Origin of the sequence: Clostridium sp. TF06-15AC (assembly GCF_003481165.1) — a bacterium.
Lineage (GTDB): Bacteria > Bacillota > Clostridia > Lachnospirales > Lachnospiraceae > Otoolea > Otoolea fessa.
On sequence record NZ_QUKS01000006.1, the window covers coordinates 71358 to 89967 of the forward strand.

14 protein-coding genes and 2 pseudogenes are annotated in these 18610 nt (G+C 41.1%); 13 read left to right on the forward strand and 3 right to left on the reverse strand.

The genetic code is table 11. From position 1 onward, the window contains the following. Positions 1-12 precede the first annotated feature (12 nt). From rlmD to DXC57_RS12160, 7 genes are all read left to right on the forward strand, one after another. Entirely contained in the window at positions 13-1419 is a 1407-nt protein-coding gene (rlmD, locus tag DXC57_RS12130; protein ID WP_118652835.1) for a 23S rRNA (uracil(1939)-C(5))-methyltransferase RlmD, read from the forward strand. Between the two features lie 119 nt (positions 1420-1538). Continuing rightward, complete coding sequence (locus DXC57_RS12135) at positions 1539-2048, forward strand: hypothetical protein (protein ID WP_147354098.1); 510 nt, start codon at positions 1539-1541, stop codon at positions 2046-2048. Positions 2049-2610: 562 nt separating this feature from the next. Further along, positions 2611-4734: a penicillin-binding transpeptidase domain-containing protein gene (locus DXC57_RS12140; protein WP_118652839.1), complete on the forward strand. Its 2124-nt coding sequence runs from the start codon at positions 2611-2613 to the stop codon at positions 4732-4734. Next, positions 4682-5923: a DUF6070 family protein gene (locus DXC57_RS12145; RefSeq protein WP_009320924.1), complete on the forward strand. Its 1242-nt coding sequence runs from the start codon at positions 4682-4684 to the stop codon at positions 5921-5923. The genes DXC57_RS12140 and DXC57_RS12145 overlap by 53 nt, the downstream gene beginning before the upstream one ends. Next, positions 5923-7197, forward strand: a complete 1275-nt coding sequence (locus DXC57_RS12150) for a DUF6070 family protein (protein ID WP_118652841.1) — start codon at positions 5923-5925, stop codon at positions 7195-7197. The genes DXC57_RS12145 and DXC57_RS12150 overlap by 1 nt, the downstream gene beginning before the upstream one ends. Positions 7198-7201: 4 nt before the next feature. Then, a complete protein-coding gene (locus DXC57_RS12155) occupies positions 7202-8467 on the forward strand; it encodes a DUF6070 family protein (RefSeq protein ID WP_118652843.1) in 1266 nt (421 codons plus the stop codon). A 56-nt stretch (positions 8468-8523) separates the two neighbouring features. After that, on the forward strand, positions 8524-10035 hold the full coding sequence (locus DXC57_RS12160; protein WP_117514080.1) for a hypothetical protein: 1512 nt from the start codon (positions 8524-8526) through the stop codon (positions 10033-10035). Positions 10036-10078: 43 nt separating this feature from the next. Here DXC57_RS12160 and DXC57_RS12165 read toward each other — a convergent pair whose 3' ends face one another. Continuing rightward, on the reverse strand, positions 10079-11875 hold the full coding sequence (locus DXC57_RS12165) for a BlaR1 family beta-lactam sensor/signal transducer (RefSeq protein ID WP_118652845.1): 1797 nt from the start codon (positions 11873-11875) through the stop codon (positions 10079-10081). Position 11876: 1 nt separating this feature from the next. Next, positions 11877-12263: a BlaI/MecI/CopY family transcriptional regulator gene (locus DXC57_RS12170; RefSeq protein ID WP_118652847.1), complete on the reverse strand. Its 387-nt coding sequence runs from the start codon at positions 12261-12263 to the stop codon at positions 11877-11879. A 311-nt stretch (positions 12264-12574) separates the two neighbouring features. Between DXC57_RS12170 and DXC57_RS12180 the strand changes: the two are divergent. Further along, positions 12575-12925: pseudogene (locus DXC57_RS12180) on the forward strand (terminase TerL endonuclease subunit); the annotation flags it as partial. A gap of 1 nt (position 12926) precedes the next feature. Here DXC57_RS12180 and DXC57_RS12185 read toward each other — a convergent pair. Continuing rightward, on the reverse strand, positions 12927-13448 hold the full coding sequence (locus tag DXC57_RS12185) for a type III toxin-antitoxin system ToxN/AbiQ family toxin (protein WP_118652849.1): 522 nt from the start codon (positions 13446-13448) through the stop codon (positions 12927-12929). Between the two features lie 270 nt (positions 13449-13718). On the opposite strand from DXC57_RS12185, the gene DXC57_RS15540 reads away from it, so the two are divergent. From DXC57_RS15540 to DXC57_RS15750, 5 genes and pseudogenes are all read left to right on the forward strand, one after another. Next, complete coding sequence (locus DXC57_RS15540) at positions 13719-13862, forward strand: hypothetical protein (RefSeq protein ID WP_182457306.1); 144 nt, start codon at positions 13719-13721, stop codon at positions 13860-13862. 366 nt (positions 13863-14228) lie between these two features. Beyond that, entirely contained in the window at positions 14229-17234 is a 3006-nt protein-coding gene (locus DXC57_RS12190) for a response regulator (protein ID WP_333549106.1), read from the forward strand. Positions 17235-17387: 153 nt separating this feature from the next. Beyond that, positions 17388-18176 (forward strand): HAMP domain-containing sensor histidine kinase, encoded by a 789-nt coding sequence (locus tag DXC57_RS12195; RefSeq protein WP_118492195.1) that lies wholly within the window; start codon positions 17388-17390, stop codon positions 18174-18176. 9 nt (positions 18177-18185) lie between these two features. Further along, positions 18186-18422 carry a response regulator gene (locus DXC57_RS12200; RefSeq protein WP_301331859.1) on the forward strand — a complete coding sequence of 79 codons (237 nt, stop codon included), beginning with the start codon at positions 18186-18188 and terminating at the stop codon, positions 18420-18422. A gap of 16 nt (positions 18423-18438) precedes the next feature. Continuing rightward, positions 18439-18594: pseudogene (locus tag DXC57_RS15750) on the forward strand (23S rRNA (uracil(1939)-C(5))-methyltransferase RlmD); the annotation flags it as partial. Between the last annotated feature and the right edge of the window lie 16 nt (positions 18595-18610).

Sequence of the window (18610 nt, forward strand, 5' to 3'; positions counted from 1 at the left end):
GTGTGAGAAAAAATGAAAGAAACAGGATGGAAAAAGACAGCAGGGAATGGTTCTGATGGAAAAAGAACGGAAGGAAAGAAATCGTTTGGCCGGGGGAAGAAAACAACTGGATTTTCCAAGAATAGTGCAAAAGTGGGAGTCAATGGGGAAAAACAGGGAAAATCTGCTCGTAAAGTGTCTGGAGTTGAGGATAAATGGGGCACACATGGGGACAGAAAACGAAATGTAGGGGAAAAAGACGGTCAGAAAACGGTTCGTGGTGGACAGCGTGAAAAAACAAAATGTCCGATTTACCGTGAGTGCGGTGGCTGTCAGTATCTCCATTTAACCTATGATCAGCAGTTAAAAGAAAAACAGAAGCGCATGGAAGAACTGCTGGGCGGTGTCTGTCCGGTTCGTCCGATCATTGGAATGGAAGAGCCGTATCATTACCGCAATAAAGTTCATGCGGTATTTGGATTGGATCGGAAAAATAATCCGATTTCTGGCATTTACAAAGAGGGGACACATCGGATTCTTCCGGTGGATTCCTGTCTGATTGAGGATCAGAAAGCAGACGAGATCATCGTGACGATCCGGAGTATGCTTCGTTCATTCAAGATCCGTGTTTTTGATGAGGACACCGGATACGGTCTGCTGCGTCATGTACTGATTCGCCGCGGCTTCACAACCGGCGAGATTCTGGTCGTTTTGGTGACAGCATCCCCGGTATTCCCGTCGAAGAACAATTTCGTCAAGGCGCTTCGTGAAAAGCACCCGGAAATTACTACGATTGTCCAGAATATCAACGGCAGAAGCACCAGTATGGTGCTTGGCGACAAAGAACACGTTCTGTACGGAAAAGGATATATAGAGGATGTTCTCTGCGGGCTCCGGTTCCGTATTTCGTCCCGTTCCTTCTATCAGATTAACTCAGTTCAGACTGAGAAGCTGTACGGAAAAGCGATGGAACTGGCAGAACTTACAGGCAAGGAGACGGTGCTGGATGCTTATTGCGGCATCGGTACCATCGGACTTATCGCCAGCAAGCACGCAGGCAAGGTGATCGGTGTAGAGTTGAATCAGGATGCTGTGCGGGATGCGGTGCAGAATGCGAAGAAGAATGGCATCACCAATGCACAGTTCTTCTGCAATGATGCAGGCCGGTTCATGTCTCATATGGCAGCTAGAGGCGAGAGTGCAGATGTGGTATTTATGGACCCGCCGAGAAGCGGAAGTACCGAGGAATTTATTGACGCGGTAGCCCTGATGCAGCCGAAACGTGTCGTCTACATTTCCTGTGGTCCGGATACATTGGCACGCGATTTGAAAGTATTCGCAAAGCACGGTTATCGGGCGAAAGAAGCATGGCCGGTGGATTTGTTTGGGTGGACGGGGCATGTGGAAACAGTCTGCCTTCTGTCAAGAAAAGCCCAATAAATCAAAGGATTTCGCCATTTTGGGAATAAAATAGATGTGTGTTTCTGTTTCCACAGAGTGATGATATATCAGGAGGTTTACCCCAGGGGATAGGCTTTGGAGAACGGGAAATATACATTTTGGCGAAAGGATACTTTTTCGCAAAAGCGGTTTTGTTAAAGGAGCGTATGATGAAGGAAATTAAACAGTTCGCAACCCAATTTCGAAGAGCGATTGATTTGGCTTTGGAAGCAGGGGAGTTTGATAACGACAGCATATATCGCAGATTTCCACGTGCTTGCTGCGGAGATACGAGTGATTTGTTGGCTCAGTATTTATTGGATAAAGGTATCAAAACAGATTATGTCTGTGGAACATATTGGGGTAAACTGGATGGAAACGGACAATCTCATGCGTGGCTGATGGTAGACAAACATATTGTAATAGATATCACAGGTGACCAATTTAGTGGCGAGTCTACATTTCTTAATTATGACAAATCAGTCTATGTAGGTGAAGGAGATGATTTCCATAGACTCTTTGAGGTTGAAGATAGAGATGTTCATGAGCATCGTGGGTTGAGTGATTTGGGTGGTTTTTGTGGACCGAGGCTGTGGGATTTATATAGGAAAATCCTAAAATACATTTAATCAACCGCTTTTTATGGGGATAAAACTATTACCCCACTTTGAAAATCTAGTGCATACTTTCGCTATGCAGTATAAAATCAAAGTTCAGGGGAATATTGAAACCGTTTGTCTGCTTTCAAGGAAACCTTGATTTTCTGCGGTTTGTAGAGTATTAAGGAAGAAAAATGGATGTGTGTTTTGTAGCTTTATGAATGAACCATTTGAATATCGTAGCAGTGGGGTATTTTGAAACTCTGCTGAATAATAGGCTTTTGCTAAAAGGTATCACTTTTGTGAAAATGTATGATACTTCCTGGCAGAAGCCTTTTTATATAAAGATAACTTGACTTCTAAATCTTACTGATGTAATATTTACACAAGTGCAGTAGGATTGCGGACGAAATTTTTTTGTTGCGAAATCTTACGCATGTAATAAAAGGAAGGAGGAATGCATAGTACGATATACCCAGCAAAGAGAAATTTTTTTACTTCAAAATCTTACGAGTGTAATATTTTGAAGATATAGCGTACATTGAAAATAGAATATGACCATATCAGCAAAGCAAAATGAATGGAGGTCAATATGAAGAAAGGAAAAAGCAGAAACAAGCGAAAGAAAACAAGAAGCAGGCTCCTATGGATTGCGATTGCTGTTATAGGAATAGCTGCGGTAATTTCTGCAGTATGTGTGGCAGGAATGTTGGCAACAAAGGAAAATGCCTGGAAGACACCGGAAGAACTTCTGGTGGAGTACATGGATCATATTCCAAAACAGGAGTATGAAGAAATGTATGCAATGCTACATATTGAGGCATCGGGAAATGTCAGTCAGGAGGATTTTGTAACTCGAAATTCAGCTATTTATGAAGGTATAGAAGTCCAGAATATAGCTGTCCAGATTATTGCATATGACGAGGAGCAAATGACGGTAACCTACCAGACTTCTTTCGATACAGTTGCAGGAACTATCAGCTTTGAGAATAAAGCACTTTTCCTAAAGGACGAAGAAGGATATCAGTTAGTTTGGGATGATTCCCTGATTTTTCCGAATCTGGCATTTACAGATAAAGTAAGAGTTTCCACTACACAGGCAGAACGAGGAGAAATTCTGGATAGGAACGGACGTGTCCTTGCAGGAAAAGGTACAGCATCTTCGGTTGGAATCGTTCCGGGCAAGTTGGAAAACAGAGAGGAAGCAATCGCACAGATTGCAGAACTAGTGGAAATCACACCGGAAGCGATAGAAAAGAAACTGTCTGCAAAGTGGGTGAAGGATGATTCTTTTGTTCCCATTAAAACAATTCCAAGAGTGGAAGAAATTGAGTTAATGTCTATCAGTCCAGATGAAGAAGTCCTAAAGGAGAAAGAAAGGCATGAAAAGTTGCTGGAGATTCCCGGAGTGATGATATCTGATGTTGAAGTGCGTGAATACCCATTAGGAGAAGCAGCGGCACATTTGGTCGGATATGTTCAAAGTGTTACTGCGGAAGATTTAGAGGAGCGTGCAGGAGAAGGCTATACAGCCAATAGTGTAATCGGCAGAAGCGGAATGGAGAGCTTGTTCGAGAGTGAACTGAAAGGCCAGAACGGTTGCAGGATTTACATTGTAAACTCGGAAGGCAAAGAGAAGGAGGAACTTGCTTGTATTCTGGTACAGCATGGGCAGGACATCCAGCTTACGATAGATACTGATTTACAGGTTTCCTTGCATGAGCAGTTTAAGGAAGATAAAAGCTGCTCGGTAGCCATGAATCCTTATACCGGAGAAGTATTGGCTTTGGTCAGCACACCGGCCTATGACAATAACGATTTTATTATGGGATTGTCGAGTGAGCAGTGGACTGTACTTAACGAGGATGAGAATAAGCCAATGTATAATCGCTTCCGGCAAGTGTGGTGTCCGGGGTCTACATTCAAGCCAATTACCGCAGCGGTCGGCTTGGAATCAGGAGCAATCGATCCAATGGAAGATTACGGCAACGTAGGCTTAAGTTGGCAAAAGGATGCATCGTGGGGTTCCTATCATGTAACAACACTCCATGCATATGAACCAGTCATTTTAGAGAATGCCCTAATATATTCCGACAATATTTATTTCGCAAAGGCAGCATTAAAGATTGGCTCAGAAGAGATGGAGAGTTCTTTGACTGGACTTGGTTTTAATGAGGAACTGCCATTTGAGATTAAGATGGCAGAGTCGCAGTATTCTAATTCAGAGGGAATTGAAACAGAAACACAGTTAGCAGACAGCGGTTACGGTCAAGGGCAGGTTTTGGTGAATCCATTACATATGGCATGTATCTATTCTGCTTTCTGTAACGAGGGAAATGTTATAAAGCCGTATTTAGTATATCAGAAAGACGCAGTAGCTGAGTATTGGATTCCGGGAGTCTTTTCTAATGAGACAGCAAGCCGTGTATTGGAAGGAACAAAAAAGGTTGTGAATGATTCTAATGGAACTGGATATGCAGCCCATCGGGATGACATTCTTTTAGCAGGAAAAACAGGTACGGCAGAAATCAAGGCATCGAAGGATGATACTTCGGGTACGGAATTAGGATGGTTTGCAATTTTTACAGCAGAAGATACGGTAGAACGTCCTATATTGATTATTAGCATGGTAGAAGATGTGAAAGGAAGAGGAGGAAGCGGATATGTTGTTAAGAAAGACAACCTGGTTCTGGAAGAGTGGTTTGGCAGCAATTAGCTTTGTATTAATACTTAGTATTTCGGGGTGCAGTGATGCACCCCCGGAAGAAAATACAGTTTCGGAAACGGTAATAGATGTTCAGGCTATTCAGGAAGAATCAGAGGAGGATGCAGATGAAATTATAAGCGTCTGCATTGATCTTTATGAGAAAGCAGAAGAAGAAAATAAATTAGCGGATTTGGAAACAATCCGTAGTATTGTAAATCGTCTTGGAGAAAATGGTTATTCGGCAGTTGACAGCAGAAATCAAATTAACATGACGGAACCAGAGAAGGTAGTGGAATTCTGCGAAAAGGTGGATGCACAGGAGGAAGCAGAAATAACGATTCTTGAAATCAGTTATTTGGGCGGATTTGTAAAATACGATTTGCACACAAAAGGCGGAAATGTGGATGTGGTCAGAAGCTATTACAAGTATGAAAATGGAAATATGAAAAGAGAGGTTATAGGAAACTATCAAGCGGAGTATTGGAATTATACAGAAGAAGGTTACCTGATGTTTTCCGGTGTTTGGTTTTCAGAAGAATTATATGTTCTTACATTGAGTGGAGCAGAGGAACATACCGCATTACGGGTACAGCCATTGGATGAAACATATAGGGAGTTGAGTCGGAAATATCTCAACCCAATCAGCTTTGAACGGAATAATATGTTCATTGTGGATTGGAGTGAGGAGGATTTCGGGGATTTGAATTTCTATGATATGTATGACATTCTTTATCCAAAAGTGAATGGTCAATATGCTCCCTATGTTGCTGATGACAACTTATCAGTCAGTGCAGTTTATCAGATTCCAAAAGAAGAATTTGAAAGTGTTATTATGAAATATTTCAACATTGATAGTGAAACGCTACAATCAAAAACCATCTATGATTCGGAAAATTTGACTTATGAATATAAGCCGAGAGGCTTTGAAGAAGTAGAGTACCCCGAATATCCATATTCAGAGGTAGTAGGTTTTACAGAAAACAATGATGGGACAATTACACTTACAGCCAATGTAGTATTCCCTTATGCGGGTGATTCCAAGGTATATGCTCACGAGGTTGTGGTTCGCCCTTTAGAGAATGGACGGGTACAATATGTATCTAATCGAATTATACCATCCGAAGACAACTACAGAGAAACTTGGCATACGCCACGGTTGACGTTAGAAGAATGGGAAGAATTGTACGGAGGAGAATAATGGAGGATGTGAAATGGCTGCTTAGAAAAAGTGGACTTCTAATTTTACTGCTGTTGATTTTCGTGATAGTTGGGGTAATCTGTTGGGGGAAAATGCATGAAGAAGAACAAAAGGTGGCAGAAGAAGTATGGGAGCCACCTGTAGAAATCGAAAATAGCGAAGCAGAAACAGAAGAAGCCGAGAATGCGGAAACTTCCACAGAGTCAGCATATTGGTTTATTCCGCAAGCCAGTGATTGTCTTATCTCAGATGAGGAAAAGGAACAATTGCAGAGTATGGTTTTGTCAGCGGCAGATTCGGTAGCAGAAATCTATAAGGATATTGTAATTGCAGATGCACCAAGTTATTCTTCCGGCATTAGCGAATTTACCAACGAGCAGAGGAAAACTGTGGTGGAGCAATTGGGCAGAAGCGGTCTGGTAAGTGTTGAAGAAGATACTGCCATGCAAAACCATGAAGCAGTCGAAACATTTTATGCAGATTACTTGGATGGACGGGACTCAATGGTTACGGTATTCGAAGTACATAGAGATGGACTGATTGGAGCAGTTACTTTTATTTACCGGAAAGGTGAGTTGCAGACTTATTATATAGGTGTTCGTTGGAAGGAAGGTGGAGTGCCTGAAATACAGGGAACTTCGGTAAGTAATGTGGCTGAAATCAAACTTACGGAAAAAGGGTATTTTATCTACGCATATGAATATGTGATTGCACATGCAAGTTTGAGACAGTATTGGAGAATAGAACCGCTTCCGGAAGACTGCCAGGAACTGACGGAGAAATACATATCAGGACTAAGTTATGTGAATTACAATGTGCTTGTCACAAACTGGAACAGTAGCAATGTAAAGGATATTTTGATGCCTTGCATGTATGAAGATATTTACCGAATTTCCACGGGTGAAAATCTGAAAACTGAGGATTGGAAGATTCCGGCAGAGGAATATGAAAGGATAATGACCACCTATTTTCCAGTATCGATAGAACAGTTAAGAGAGTATTGTGGGGATGATGAAGGGAGTAACAGCTATGAATATGAGATGATTTATGCCAGCCCATACCCACCTTTTGGAGAAGTAGTTGACTATACAAAAAATGCGGATGGAACGATTACACTTATCGTGGATGGAGTATGGCCGGATTATAATTCTGATCTCGCTTTTCGGAATACGGTTGTGGTCCAGCCATTTGAAGACGGAACTTTCAGGTATCTTTCCAATTCTATAGAACAAATTGAATTGGAACTGCCGCCAATAGCAAGAACGAAAGGATGATTTTATGGTATTAAGGAAAAAGAGCATTCTACTGATCATGGTATTTCTGATTGGGGGTTTCGTGTGTGCCTGTGGAAAAGAAGATAGTGTTGCGGGAGAATCTCTTGTGGAAGATACGGAAGAAGTATCTTCCACGGAGGAAACAAAAAATACTGAGGAAGAGGCTGCAGTACAATGGGAAAAGGGCTACGATCTTCCGGTAGATGAACAGGAAAGGGAAGAAGCTGAGACTGACTGTAAAAAGCTGATGGAACTTTATCTTGACATTTATGAAACAGCAGATAAAGGGATAGCATCTAATGTTGTTTTGGATGATCAAACGGTTCTTGAAATTCAGAAGAAGGTAAAGGACGCAGGATATCCAATTGCTACGATGGTAACGTATTCTAACATGGAGAATTATGAAAGTGTTGACAGTTTTCTGAAAGAATGTATGGAAGGGAAAAGAGGCTCTGTGGTGATTTATGAAATCCACAATGATGGTGGACTGGGCAGAATGAAATTCATTTTTGATGGAACGGATATGTATGTTGTGAGTACAAGAGGAATCTGGAATGCTGACAACAAGCCGGGAATTTCGTACATTTCTTATACGAGACTCAAAGAATGGAAATACACGGAAAAAGGATGGTTCTGCTATGAGCTGTGTGTGCCAGAGCCGCCAGAGGTTAGTGAAATTATGGATGGAAGCTGCCTGATCAGAATAAAACCTATGACAGAGGAACAGTGTGAAATGTCTGAACGTTGTGTTCGAGGTCTTGGATATCAGGGAAATAACCTTTTGTGTTCAAACTGGAATATAGAAAATCTGAATGAGTTGGATTATAACGGGATGTTTGAATATCTGTATGGAATGAAATATGGAGAAAAATTTAATTCCGAAGATTATCCAAATGGTATCCCAAAAGAAGAATTCGAAAGTCTGATTATGGAATATCTTCCGATAACAGCAGAGCAGATACGGGATTACGCAGTATTTGATGAGGAAAACCAGACCTATTATTGGGTGCGGCTTGGATGCTTTAATTATGCGCCTACCTTCTTTGGGACATCTCTGCCGGAGGTTGTCGACATCAAAGAAAATGAGGATGGGACGGTTACGTTAACGGTGGAGGCAGTTTGCGACATGGTCATTTGCGATGATGCAGTCATTACCCATGAACTTACGGTAAGATTTGCAGAGGATGGCAGTTTTCAGTATTTGGGGAATGAAATCCTAAATGACGGAATTATGCATATACCAGATTACCAATACCGTATTAAAGAATGATTTGATAATACTGGTGTTTTATGGTATTTTTACAGATATGAAGAAAGGAGACTTACATGAAATATATTTATAAAATCACGGGAAAAGTAAGTTTAATACTATATATATTTATGTTGTATCAATTCTGGCATCTATGTCAATATGGTGGCTTGAGAAGGCATATACCGATGTTGGCGTTAGGTATAATAGGATTGGTTGGCACAGTGGTTCTCTGGCTGATTTCGAAAAGGCATAATCAAGAAGTTAATTCAGGAGATAATGGAAATAAGAAACTTTTCTATACGGAAATGATACTCCTTATAGCAGCAACTTTATTCTTTGGTGGACGTATCGTTTATTCTGCAGTTCCGTATCACGGGGCACTGTCTTGGAAACTTGATGAGTGGATGCGTAAAAAAGAAGTAGAACTGGAGCATAATAATCTTTTTGAGGATGGTGTAGAAGGGATTCTGATGGATTTGGATGAAGCATTGCAACTGCCGGAAGAACTCTATATTGCAAATAAATATCAGGTGTCATTTGATGAAAACGGAACGATTCAAAGGATTTATGCATTCATATATGGAAAAAATGAGGCTGGAGAGAAAAAAACGTATCTTATTGATTATGACGCAGACAGCAGTAATGATATGACTGTTTGGATAGATGGTAATGTGAATGGAGAATATAGTGACGATATGCGTTTGTCTCCAATGATTGAAATTTTGAACAATTCAGACTGGACGAGTCAGGTAGAGGCGTGGGCTGAAACATTTGAAGAGCAGCAGATTTATGAAATACTCTATATGGGGCGAAGGTCTTTTAGTTCAGAGGAAGGCTTACAATATATTTCGGGAGATGCAGATGGTGATGGAACTGAAACGGGAACCGGCAATTTTACTCAGCTTAGAAGCGGTGGAGAAATCGTTGGGTTTGAGGTATCTTTGCATATTCCTGATTTAAATAGTGTCACACCTGTTCGATATATTATGGAGCCTGAGTACGTCAGTCAACAAGAATTGAAGCAGGAGAATACGATGCAGCAGGTGGAGGATGCTAAAGATACAGAAAGTTGGACTGTGGATCAAAGTGATGGAACTATGTATTTCTTTTTAGATGAAAATAATGGATGGCGTTTGGTGATAACGGATGCAGCTGCCGGAAGCAGATTTTATGTAATGGAAAAGACAATGGATGGTGGTTCTACTTGGGAATGCATAAATGATGATCCGTTCAGTGGACAATTGGGAGTTGCAGAAGGTTTAATATTTTATGATGAGAACTTTGGGGTTGCAGGAATTACAGGCGCATCCCAGTCCTATTCCCGCTTATATGTCACTCGCGATGGCGGAAGGACCTTTGAAGAAATGAAACTTCCAATGGATCTTGTTTCAGAATTACCACAAATCGCTATCGATTGCGGATTTACGGTGGAGGATTTTGATTACCTGAATATGCCTGAAAAAGAGGACGACACATTGACGATAACGGTTACCACAGATGCAGCGGAGAAAGATGGGATTGTATTTCAGTCAACTGATTATGGAGCGACATGGGAATACAAAGGGCTTGTTCAGATAGCGAATTAAGAAAAATCGGGTAAAAGTCAGAGATTGACCTTTACCCGATTCTTTATTTCCAGATATTCATGTCAGACAAGATAGACATGGTTATTTCAGTTGCGTTGCTTCCGGTAGCACCGCTATCGGCTCCGATGTTGGTAGCAAAAAAGTATGTATTATCTGCAGTTTCAAGTAAGCCCACAAACCATCCATTCACATCCTGACCATCCACACGGCCGGTTCCGGTCTTTCCGTAGAATGTTCCGGCATCGGAAGCGGAAAGGCAGATGGCATCTTTTACCGCATTGATGTTTTCAGGGGCAAAGCCGAAGCTGTTATTCTGCAGCCTGGTTAGAAGTTCGACCTGCTCTATTGGGGAAATCTTCAAGGAAGATTCCATCCAATAAGTGGAGAAATCACCACTTATATTTTCGTTTCCATACCCAATTTCCTCAATATAGTTGGAAATGTCAGCGGTTCCAAGCTGTTCGTCCACAGATTCAAAATACCAATTCACGGAGGAATTCATTGCAGACTGTAAAGTCTGATCCGCATTCCATGCTTCAAATGGATAGGTTTCGCCATTCCATGCAATGAACGAATTTTCCGGTGTAATGATCTCTTCTTCCAATCCGAACAGGGCATCATATATCTTGTAGGTGGAGTTTGGAGCAACTCGTAAGGTGGCATGCTCCATGTCGTGTATGCTCCATGCATCATTTTCTAAATCATATAAAACAAAGCTACCTTTGTATTCTCCGAAGTATGTGGAGAGGTCTACATAGGTAACATTCTCAGAAGAGGAGTCCCATTGGTAGTAGTTTTCGTCTGCTGCGTATGTAGAAATAAAAGGAGCAAAACCTAACAGGAGGACAGCAGTCAGTACAAATGCCGTCATACCTTTTAGCCTTTTTGTAAATGTTGGCTTCTCATAAGATGCGATATTGATAATTCTCCGCTTCATCTGCTCCATGTTTCCACCAAGGCTGGCAGCAAACGGAAAAGGAGTAAGTGAAACCTTCTCTGCAAAGTTAATCAATGTATTGCCATAATCTTCGTAAGCATCCTCTTCAAGCATCTTTAAAACAGAGGTGTCACAGGCAACCTCTCTGTCATTACGCATTTCTTTCAGAGCGTACCAAACAAGAGGATTGAACCAATATACCACTCCAGCAAGGTTCATCAGATAACTGGCAATAGCATCATGGTGCTTGTAATGCTGCAGTTCATGTAACAGCATATACCGCATATCGGATTCGTTATAATCAGAGATCAGATGAATCGGAAGATAAATACACGGTTTCAAAAGTCCCACAATAATCGGGGATTTTAAAAATGCGGTACTGTAAACGGGAATACTTCTGTGAATTCCCATTTCCTCCATACATCGATGATATAGTCTGCGGACTTCCGGGTTCTGAAGGGGAAGTGCAGATTTCTCCAAAGTGCGTAGACGGAGAGAGGATTTGATTACCAATATAATCATTGCAAAAATGCCTACAATCCATATCCCTAACAATATGTATCCGGCAATGGATGGTGTCTCGCTATTTACAGAAAGTGCGAAGTCATTCATCCAGTCTGTATTTCCTGCTGGATTAATTCCCACAGCTTCTCCTATAGCGGTTGCGGTACCAGAAGCAGGAGAGCTTCTTAAGTTGCCAAGCCACGAGAAGATTTGTGGAAATCCGATGAGACGGAACGGTATAAAGGGAACTGTCAGCAACCCAAGAAGCAGGAACCACAGATTATACTGCATCCGGCTGGACAGGTTGTTTTTGAATATCCACTTGGTTATCAAAAGAATTCCGATGATACCGCTGATAAATACATTGCATATTAAAAAGCGTATCATAAAATCGGCCACGTTAATTGCCTCCTTTTTTTGACCTCTTGGAAAGAAGGGAGCGGAGAGTGTCTATTTCTGTTTCAGATAGTCTGTCATTTTCTATATATGCAGACAGCATGGCAGTGATATCCCCGTCATAGTATCGTTCCAGAAAAGAATTGCTTTCCTGGCCGATGTATTCGCTTTCTTTCACGACTGGGGTGTAAACAAACATGCGGCTCTGTTTTTCATAAGTCAGAGCACCTTTGGTCACAAGGCGTTTGATTAAAGTCTGTATCGTTTTCGGACTCCAGCTTGTGGTCTGTAATAATTTATCTGTTATTTCATTTGTACTGATCGGCGCATGTTTCCATACAATTTTCATAACTTCAAATTCAGCTTCAGAAATCTGTGGTAAATCACTCATTTCAAATCCCTCCTTAAATCTTACGACTGTAATAAATGTATTATAGACGTTATTTATGTGGTTGTCAATTTCAGAAAAAAGATATTGACTTGACTCTTACCTGCGTAATAATTAAAACATTACAAGAGTAAGACTTAGAGATGGCAACAAAAAGAAAAGAACCAGAATCACAACGGATTAGCTGGTTCCTTTACTCGTTTGAATTACCTCTTTTATGTATGAGTGCTAAGAGGTATTCAATTGCTGGAAGAATCTCGGCTGCCTCTTGCTCATAACAACCTATTTGTTCAGCTAATGCTGCTTGAGATAGATTCTATCCCGTGATTTATGGTGTATCCGATGAGGATGATTGGACGAGCGAAGCTACATGGTATAAAGCCAATCCTTTCCTTGGAGAAACTATCGATATTGAAAAGGTTCGAAATGCCTATATCAGTGCAAGGGAAAATGTTGCAGAAGAGAATATCTTCCGGCAGCTTCGATTAAACCAATGGGTAAAACAGTCCACACGTTGGATGCAGATGGATAAATGGGATGCGTGTGCATTTCTCGTAAATGAGGAGGAACTTATCGGAAGAACCTGCTATGGCGGTTTAGACCTTTCAAGTACATCAGATATCACGGCATTTGTACTTGTGTTTCCACTGAGAAATGATGAAGAGTTTATGTATCGGAATAAGAACTGCATTTTTCTTCCAACATTTTGAAGTCACAGCATCTTGCAGCAAGGGAAGAATCGGGCTTGGCAATGCATTTCTGATATAATTTCATGGCTTTATTTTGCAGAGTGTCCTGAACATTGTCGATTAAAGCTTTTTCTTTCTGGAGAAGGTAGACATAGTCTGTTTTTTCTTTTTCGTTACTGAAAGAACGGAAGCTTTCTACCTGATTATATTTTAACTGTGTAAGACAGTTATCAGGAACCGGAATCATATTATTGATATTTAATACCGCATAAAGATATCGGGTGGATTCATCCTGGAGTTTGTGGAAATCCAGACTGTTGGACATCTTCTGATGTTTCGGTTTTGCAGAGAAAATAGGGACATAGTAGTGGAAATCTCCGATAGTAAGAAGAATTCCCACATGGAGTTTCAAACGTTCCCCATACTCCACATATCCGACACGGGAATCAAACTGTGTCAGGTAATGGATGTATTTTTTATCGACAACGTACCAATCCATAGAGCCTTCTGAAAAGTAAAAAAGTGGGTGGATTACTCCACCCACTGCTGTTAACCGATTGCTTTAATTGGACAATCTAACCGCTTTTAAACGAGCATTTTAACTGGACGCTCTAACCGCTGCACAGATATTTCTATCTGTGTTTTTATTATATGCAATTTACAGCAAAAAATCAATGCCTTTAATTGCTAAAATTTTATGAACTTTTTTCGATATCTATGGAATCAATTTTATCATAGACAGGAACAAAAAGAAAGAGAGGGATAGCAGATGGGGATAAAAAGTTTGCTTGATTTCGGTCAGGCGAGGGATAAGCCTGTACGGAATTACAGCAATGGTGAGTATTCGTTCAATTTCGGACGAAGCACCAGCGGAAAGAGTGTCAATGAAATGACAGCCATGTTCCATATTTAGGCAAGTATCCTGGTATATTGTTGAAGACTCATAAAACAAGTCATTCACAATATACGCATCCTGGTGTATGATAAAATGGATATAAATACCGGCAGGGACAGGTTTTCTGTATACAGATAAAAGCAGGATGAAGAAGGCATAAGACGGAGAGAGGACTTTTATAAAATGAAAAATTATGAAGACAAAATATATTCCTTAGGTGAGACTGTAACGGGACAGACACAGGCTATGTTACAGGTCATACAGAAAACACTGGAAAATAATGGCGGGGTAGGTATAATGACAGGATCTTATGACCAAAACCTGTCTATTTTGTCTGTGGATAATCTGCTGTTGCATAGTACAGGATATACATTCGATACTTTCATGGAACAGACGAAAGGTTCATTGAGAAACTTCTTTTATGACGCGGAAGATATACTGGAGCGAGACCGCTTTTTGCAGCTTCACGGAACAGGGGAAGCACAAATCATTGCAGCAAACGGTACAGTGAATAATGTACGGCTTTGTAAAGAGGACGCGACAGATGAGGCGGGCAGACAGATCTGGGTAATGTCCGTACAGGTCAACTGGGATCATGTAAATTTGGCACTGCTCAATGAGGCTATCTATTCCGGCTTCTGGTATTTTGACTGTGACGAAAACAGTGAGATTGTGAATGCAAACTGGAGTCATGAATTCCGAAAAATGCTTGGCTATCATGATACTCTGGACTTTCCGAATAAACTGGAATCCTGGTCAGATCTTCTGCACCCACAGGATAAAGAAAGAGTAATGGTGCAGCTTCAGGCGGTAATTAAGGATAAGACGAACCAGATAAAATACCAGGTAGAGTATCGTATGAGAATGAAGGATAATCAATACCAGTGGTTTCGGGCATCGGCGGAAGTAATACGCCGTCTGGATGGTTCTGCCAGCAGGATTGCCGGGATTTTTATTAACATTGATGGGGAGAAAAAAGAAATCATGCAGGCACAAAAATCTGCTGCTTTCCACCGGGCTTTTACGAAAGCAGATTTGTGCGAGTATTATGTGAATCTGGAAGCGAATACTTTTGATACCTTTAAGGTTGAACCGTCCCTGATGACCGTCTTTGAACAGAGTTATACATGGGATGAATTGATTCGGCATTTTGTGGATTCCTATGTTGTGGAGACAGATAAGAAGGCGGTATCCTCTTTTTACGACCGTGGTTATATTGCAGAAAGGCTGAAGGGTCTGGAAACCGAATTGGCTTTAGAGTGCCGTATCAATCTGAATGGAGAAGAACGATGGGTCCGCAATGTGGTCATACGTGGCGAAATAGAGGATTCAGAATATGCCATGATTTTTCTGCGTGATATCACAGAGGCAAAGGTAGAGAGCGCACGGCATCTGCAGATGGCAACGGATAATGCTTCCATGGAGCAGTTGATTCAGAGTATTGTGCGTCTGGTTGACCGCTTTGTTGTCTGTGATCTGGAAAATGACAGATATGAATTCTACAATCTGAATGGACAGATGATATATAAACCTCTGGGATTTTATCATGATTTTCAGATGCAGGTTCTTGAAAAATATAAGACACTGGAACCATTAGAAGCTATAGATATCCTGATAGACCCGGATAATATTCGGAAGAAACTGAAAAGTGAAAATGATATTTATAAGTTTGAGTATTGCAGCCTGGATGAAAAGACTTATAAAATCGCTTCTTATATTCCCTTGGAATGGAAGAATGGAAAGCTGGAAAAAGTATTGCTGACATCCATGGATGTGACACAGGAGAAGAAAGCAGAGATTGAATCCCGTCAGGCACTGAAAGAGGCTTACCGGTCCGCAGAAAATGCAAATCGTGCGAAAACAGAATTCCTTTCCAATATGTCCCATGATATCCGGACACCAATGAATGCGATTGTGGGTCTGACGGCAATCGCAGGAGCAAATGTTGAGAGCAAGGACAGAGTCATTGAATGCCTCGGCAAGATCACAGAATCAAGCCGCCATCTGCTGGGGCTGATCAATGAAGTATTGGATATGGCACGTATTGAAAGTGGAAAAATGACACTAGCACAGGAAGATTTCAATCTGTCAGAGCTGGTAGATAATCTTATTACACTTACGAAACCGGTGCTTGATGAACATAAACATAATTTTGATATACACATCAATCATATTGAACATGAGGCTGTCTGTGGTGACAGCTTGAGGATTCAGCAGGTATTTGTGAATCTGATGAGTAATGCGATCAAGTATACACCGGATGGTGGAAATATTACTTTTTCGATAGAGGAAAAACCCAATGGATTTTCAGAACTTGGATGCTATGAATTTACGATTGAGGATAATGGAATCGGTATGTCACCGGAATTCCAGAAAATCATGTTTGATCCGTTCAGCCGTGCAGATGACCACCGGACAACCAGAGTTCAGGGAACCGGTCTTGGAATGGCAATCAGCAGAAATATTGTGAACCTGATGAATGGCACTATTAAAGTGGACAGTACCTTGCACAAGGGAACTAAAATCACAGTAACAATTTATCTGGAGCTTCAGGAAAAAGAAAAAGAACAGGACAAAAATCTGATGAATCTGCCGGTTCTGGTAGTGGATGATGATAAGACATGCTGTGAAAGTACAGTTGCCACACTGAAAGAAATCGGTATTACAGGTGAATGGGTTCTTTCTGGCAAGGAAGCTGTTGAACGTTGTTATGCACGTCATGAGCTAAAAAATGATTATTTTGCTGTTATCCTGGACTGGAAGATGCCGGAGATGGATGGTATAGAAACTGCCAGACAGATCCGGAAACGGATAGGAAAAGAGATCACCATCATTGTATTGACATCCTATGAATTCAGCGAAATTGAAGAAAAAGCAAAGGCTGTAGGTGTAGATGCTTTTATTGCAAAACCGCTGTTCCGTTCCCGACTGACGGCTACACTGCGGCAGTTTACTTCAGGCAGAAAAGAAAATACAGCGAGAAATTATCTGGAGAAACTGTCAGAAGCAGATTATACAGGAAGAAGGATTCTGCTGGTTGAGGATAATGAGTTGAATAGAGAAATTGGTGTTGAAATTTTGCAGATGACAGGGGCAGAAGTGGAAACAGCAGAAAATGGGAAAATCGCAGTTGAAAAAGTGGAAGCTTCTCCGGAAGGATTGTATGATCTTGTTTTTATGGATATCCAAATGCCTGTCATGAATGGTTATGAGGCAACTGCAGCAATCAGGAGCCTTCCGGGTGAAAAGGGAAAATTGCCTATTGTAGCCATGACTGCCAATGCTTTTGCAGAAGATGTACAGTTGGCCAAAAATACAGGCATGAATGGACATATCGCGAAACCGCTGGATATGAATAAGCTGAATGATGTTCTGGAAAACTGGCTGTAATTGTCTTCCTGGATGCATGGGAAAAGCAGCTAGGAAACATAGAGCGGGTTTTGTTATGACAGAAACTAAATATATATTTTCGAAGCAACTGCAGTCCATGGCAGTTTTGATTTTTATAACTTTGCTGCGGAAGCAGCAAAGCGGGAAGCCGAAATGAAAACAAGGTTTCTGGCAACTATGAGTCATGATATACGTACACCACTGAACGGTATTATCGGTATGGTAAATATGGAAAATCAGTACGCAGATGATTCACAGATGCAGCAGAAGATCAGAGAAAAGGTAATGGAATCACTGAAATATCTGGTGTCTCTGGTAAATGATGTGCTGGATATGAATAAACTACAGAGCGGAGATTTGAAGGATCAGCAGCTTTTGTTTGATCTGACAATGGTACTACGGGAATTGAACCAGATTTATGATGAGCGGGCTGCCAAGAAAGGCATCCGGTATGAGATTGACTGGAAAAATGGTACATACAGTCACAGCGCTCTGATTGGAAACCCGGTATATCTTGGAAGAATTCTGTCGAATATTATGGACAATGCCATAAAATTCAGTCAGGCGGGTAGTGTGATTACGGTCTGGGTTGAGGAAGAAACTCTGGATGATGGCAGAGCAATTTTCACTTTCTACTGTAAAGACCAGGGTGTGGGTATGAGTGAAGATTTTATTGCACATGCTTTTGATATGTTCTCTCAGGAAAGCAAGACAAGCAGATCCAGGTATGAAGGCACCGGACTGGGGCTTGCAATTACGAAGCAACTCGTGGACAGAATGGATGGAAGTATTGAACTGAAGAGCAAAGCAGGTGTCGGGACAACAGTTATTGTAAAAATTCCGTTCAAAATTGGCACACAGGATAAAAACAGTAATTTATCAGATAAGCCAGTAAGCCTTGATGATTATTCGGTAGAAGGCATGCGGGCATTGGTTGTGTAAGACAATGAGTTGAACATGGAAATTTCCAGATGTATACTGGAAGACAGCGGTATGGAAGTTACATGTGCAGTAGACGGGCAGGAAGCAGTTGAAATCTTCGAGAAATCTGCACCGGATTATTTTGGGGTAATTTATATGGATGTTATGATGCCGAGGATGAATGGTCTGGATGCGGAAAAAATGATTGTTGCCTTAAAACAATGCATGGCAGATAATAGCGATGTAAAACTGCACGAAGATTTGTAGGAATAAAAAGACAGAGCATCTGTATATTTCACAGGTAAAGAGAAAATGCGGAATTGAGGTTGGAAAGAATTATAATTTATCTAAAAATGAAGATAGTAGGCAGCCACAGTGTCCAGAAGATAAAGAGAGTGCAATTGTGGAGGCATTGAAGCATTTTAAGATGAATAGTTAATAAAGAGAGGTGCATA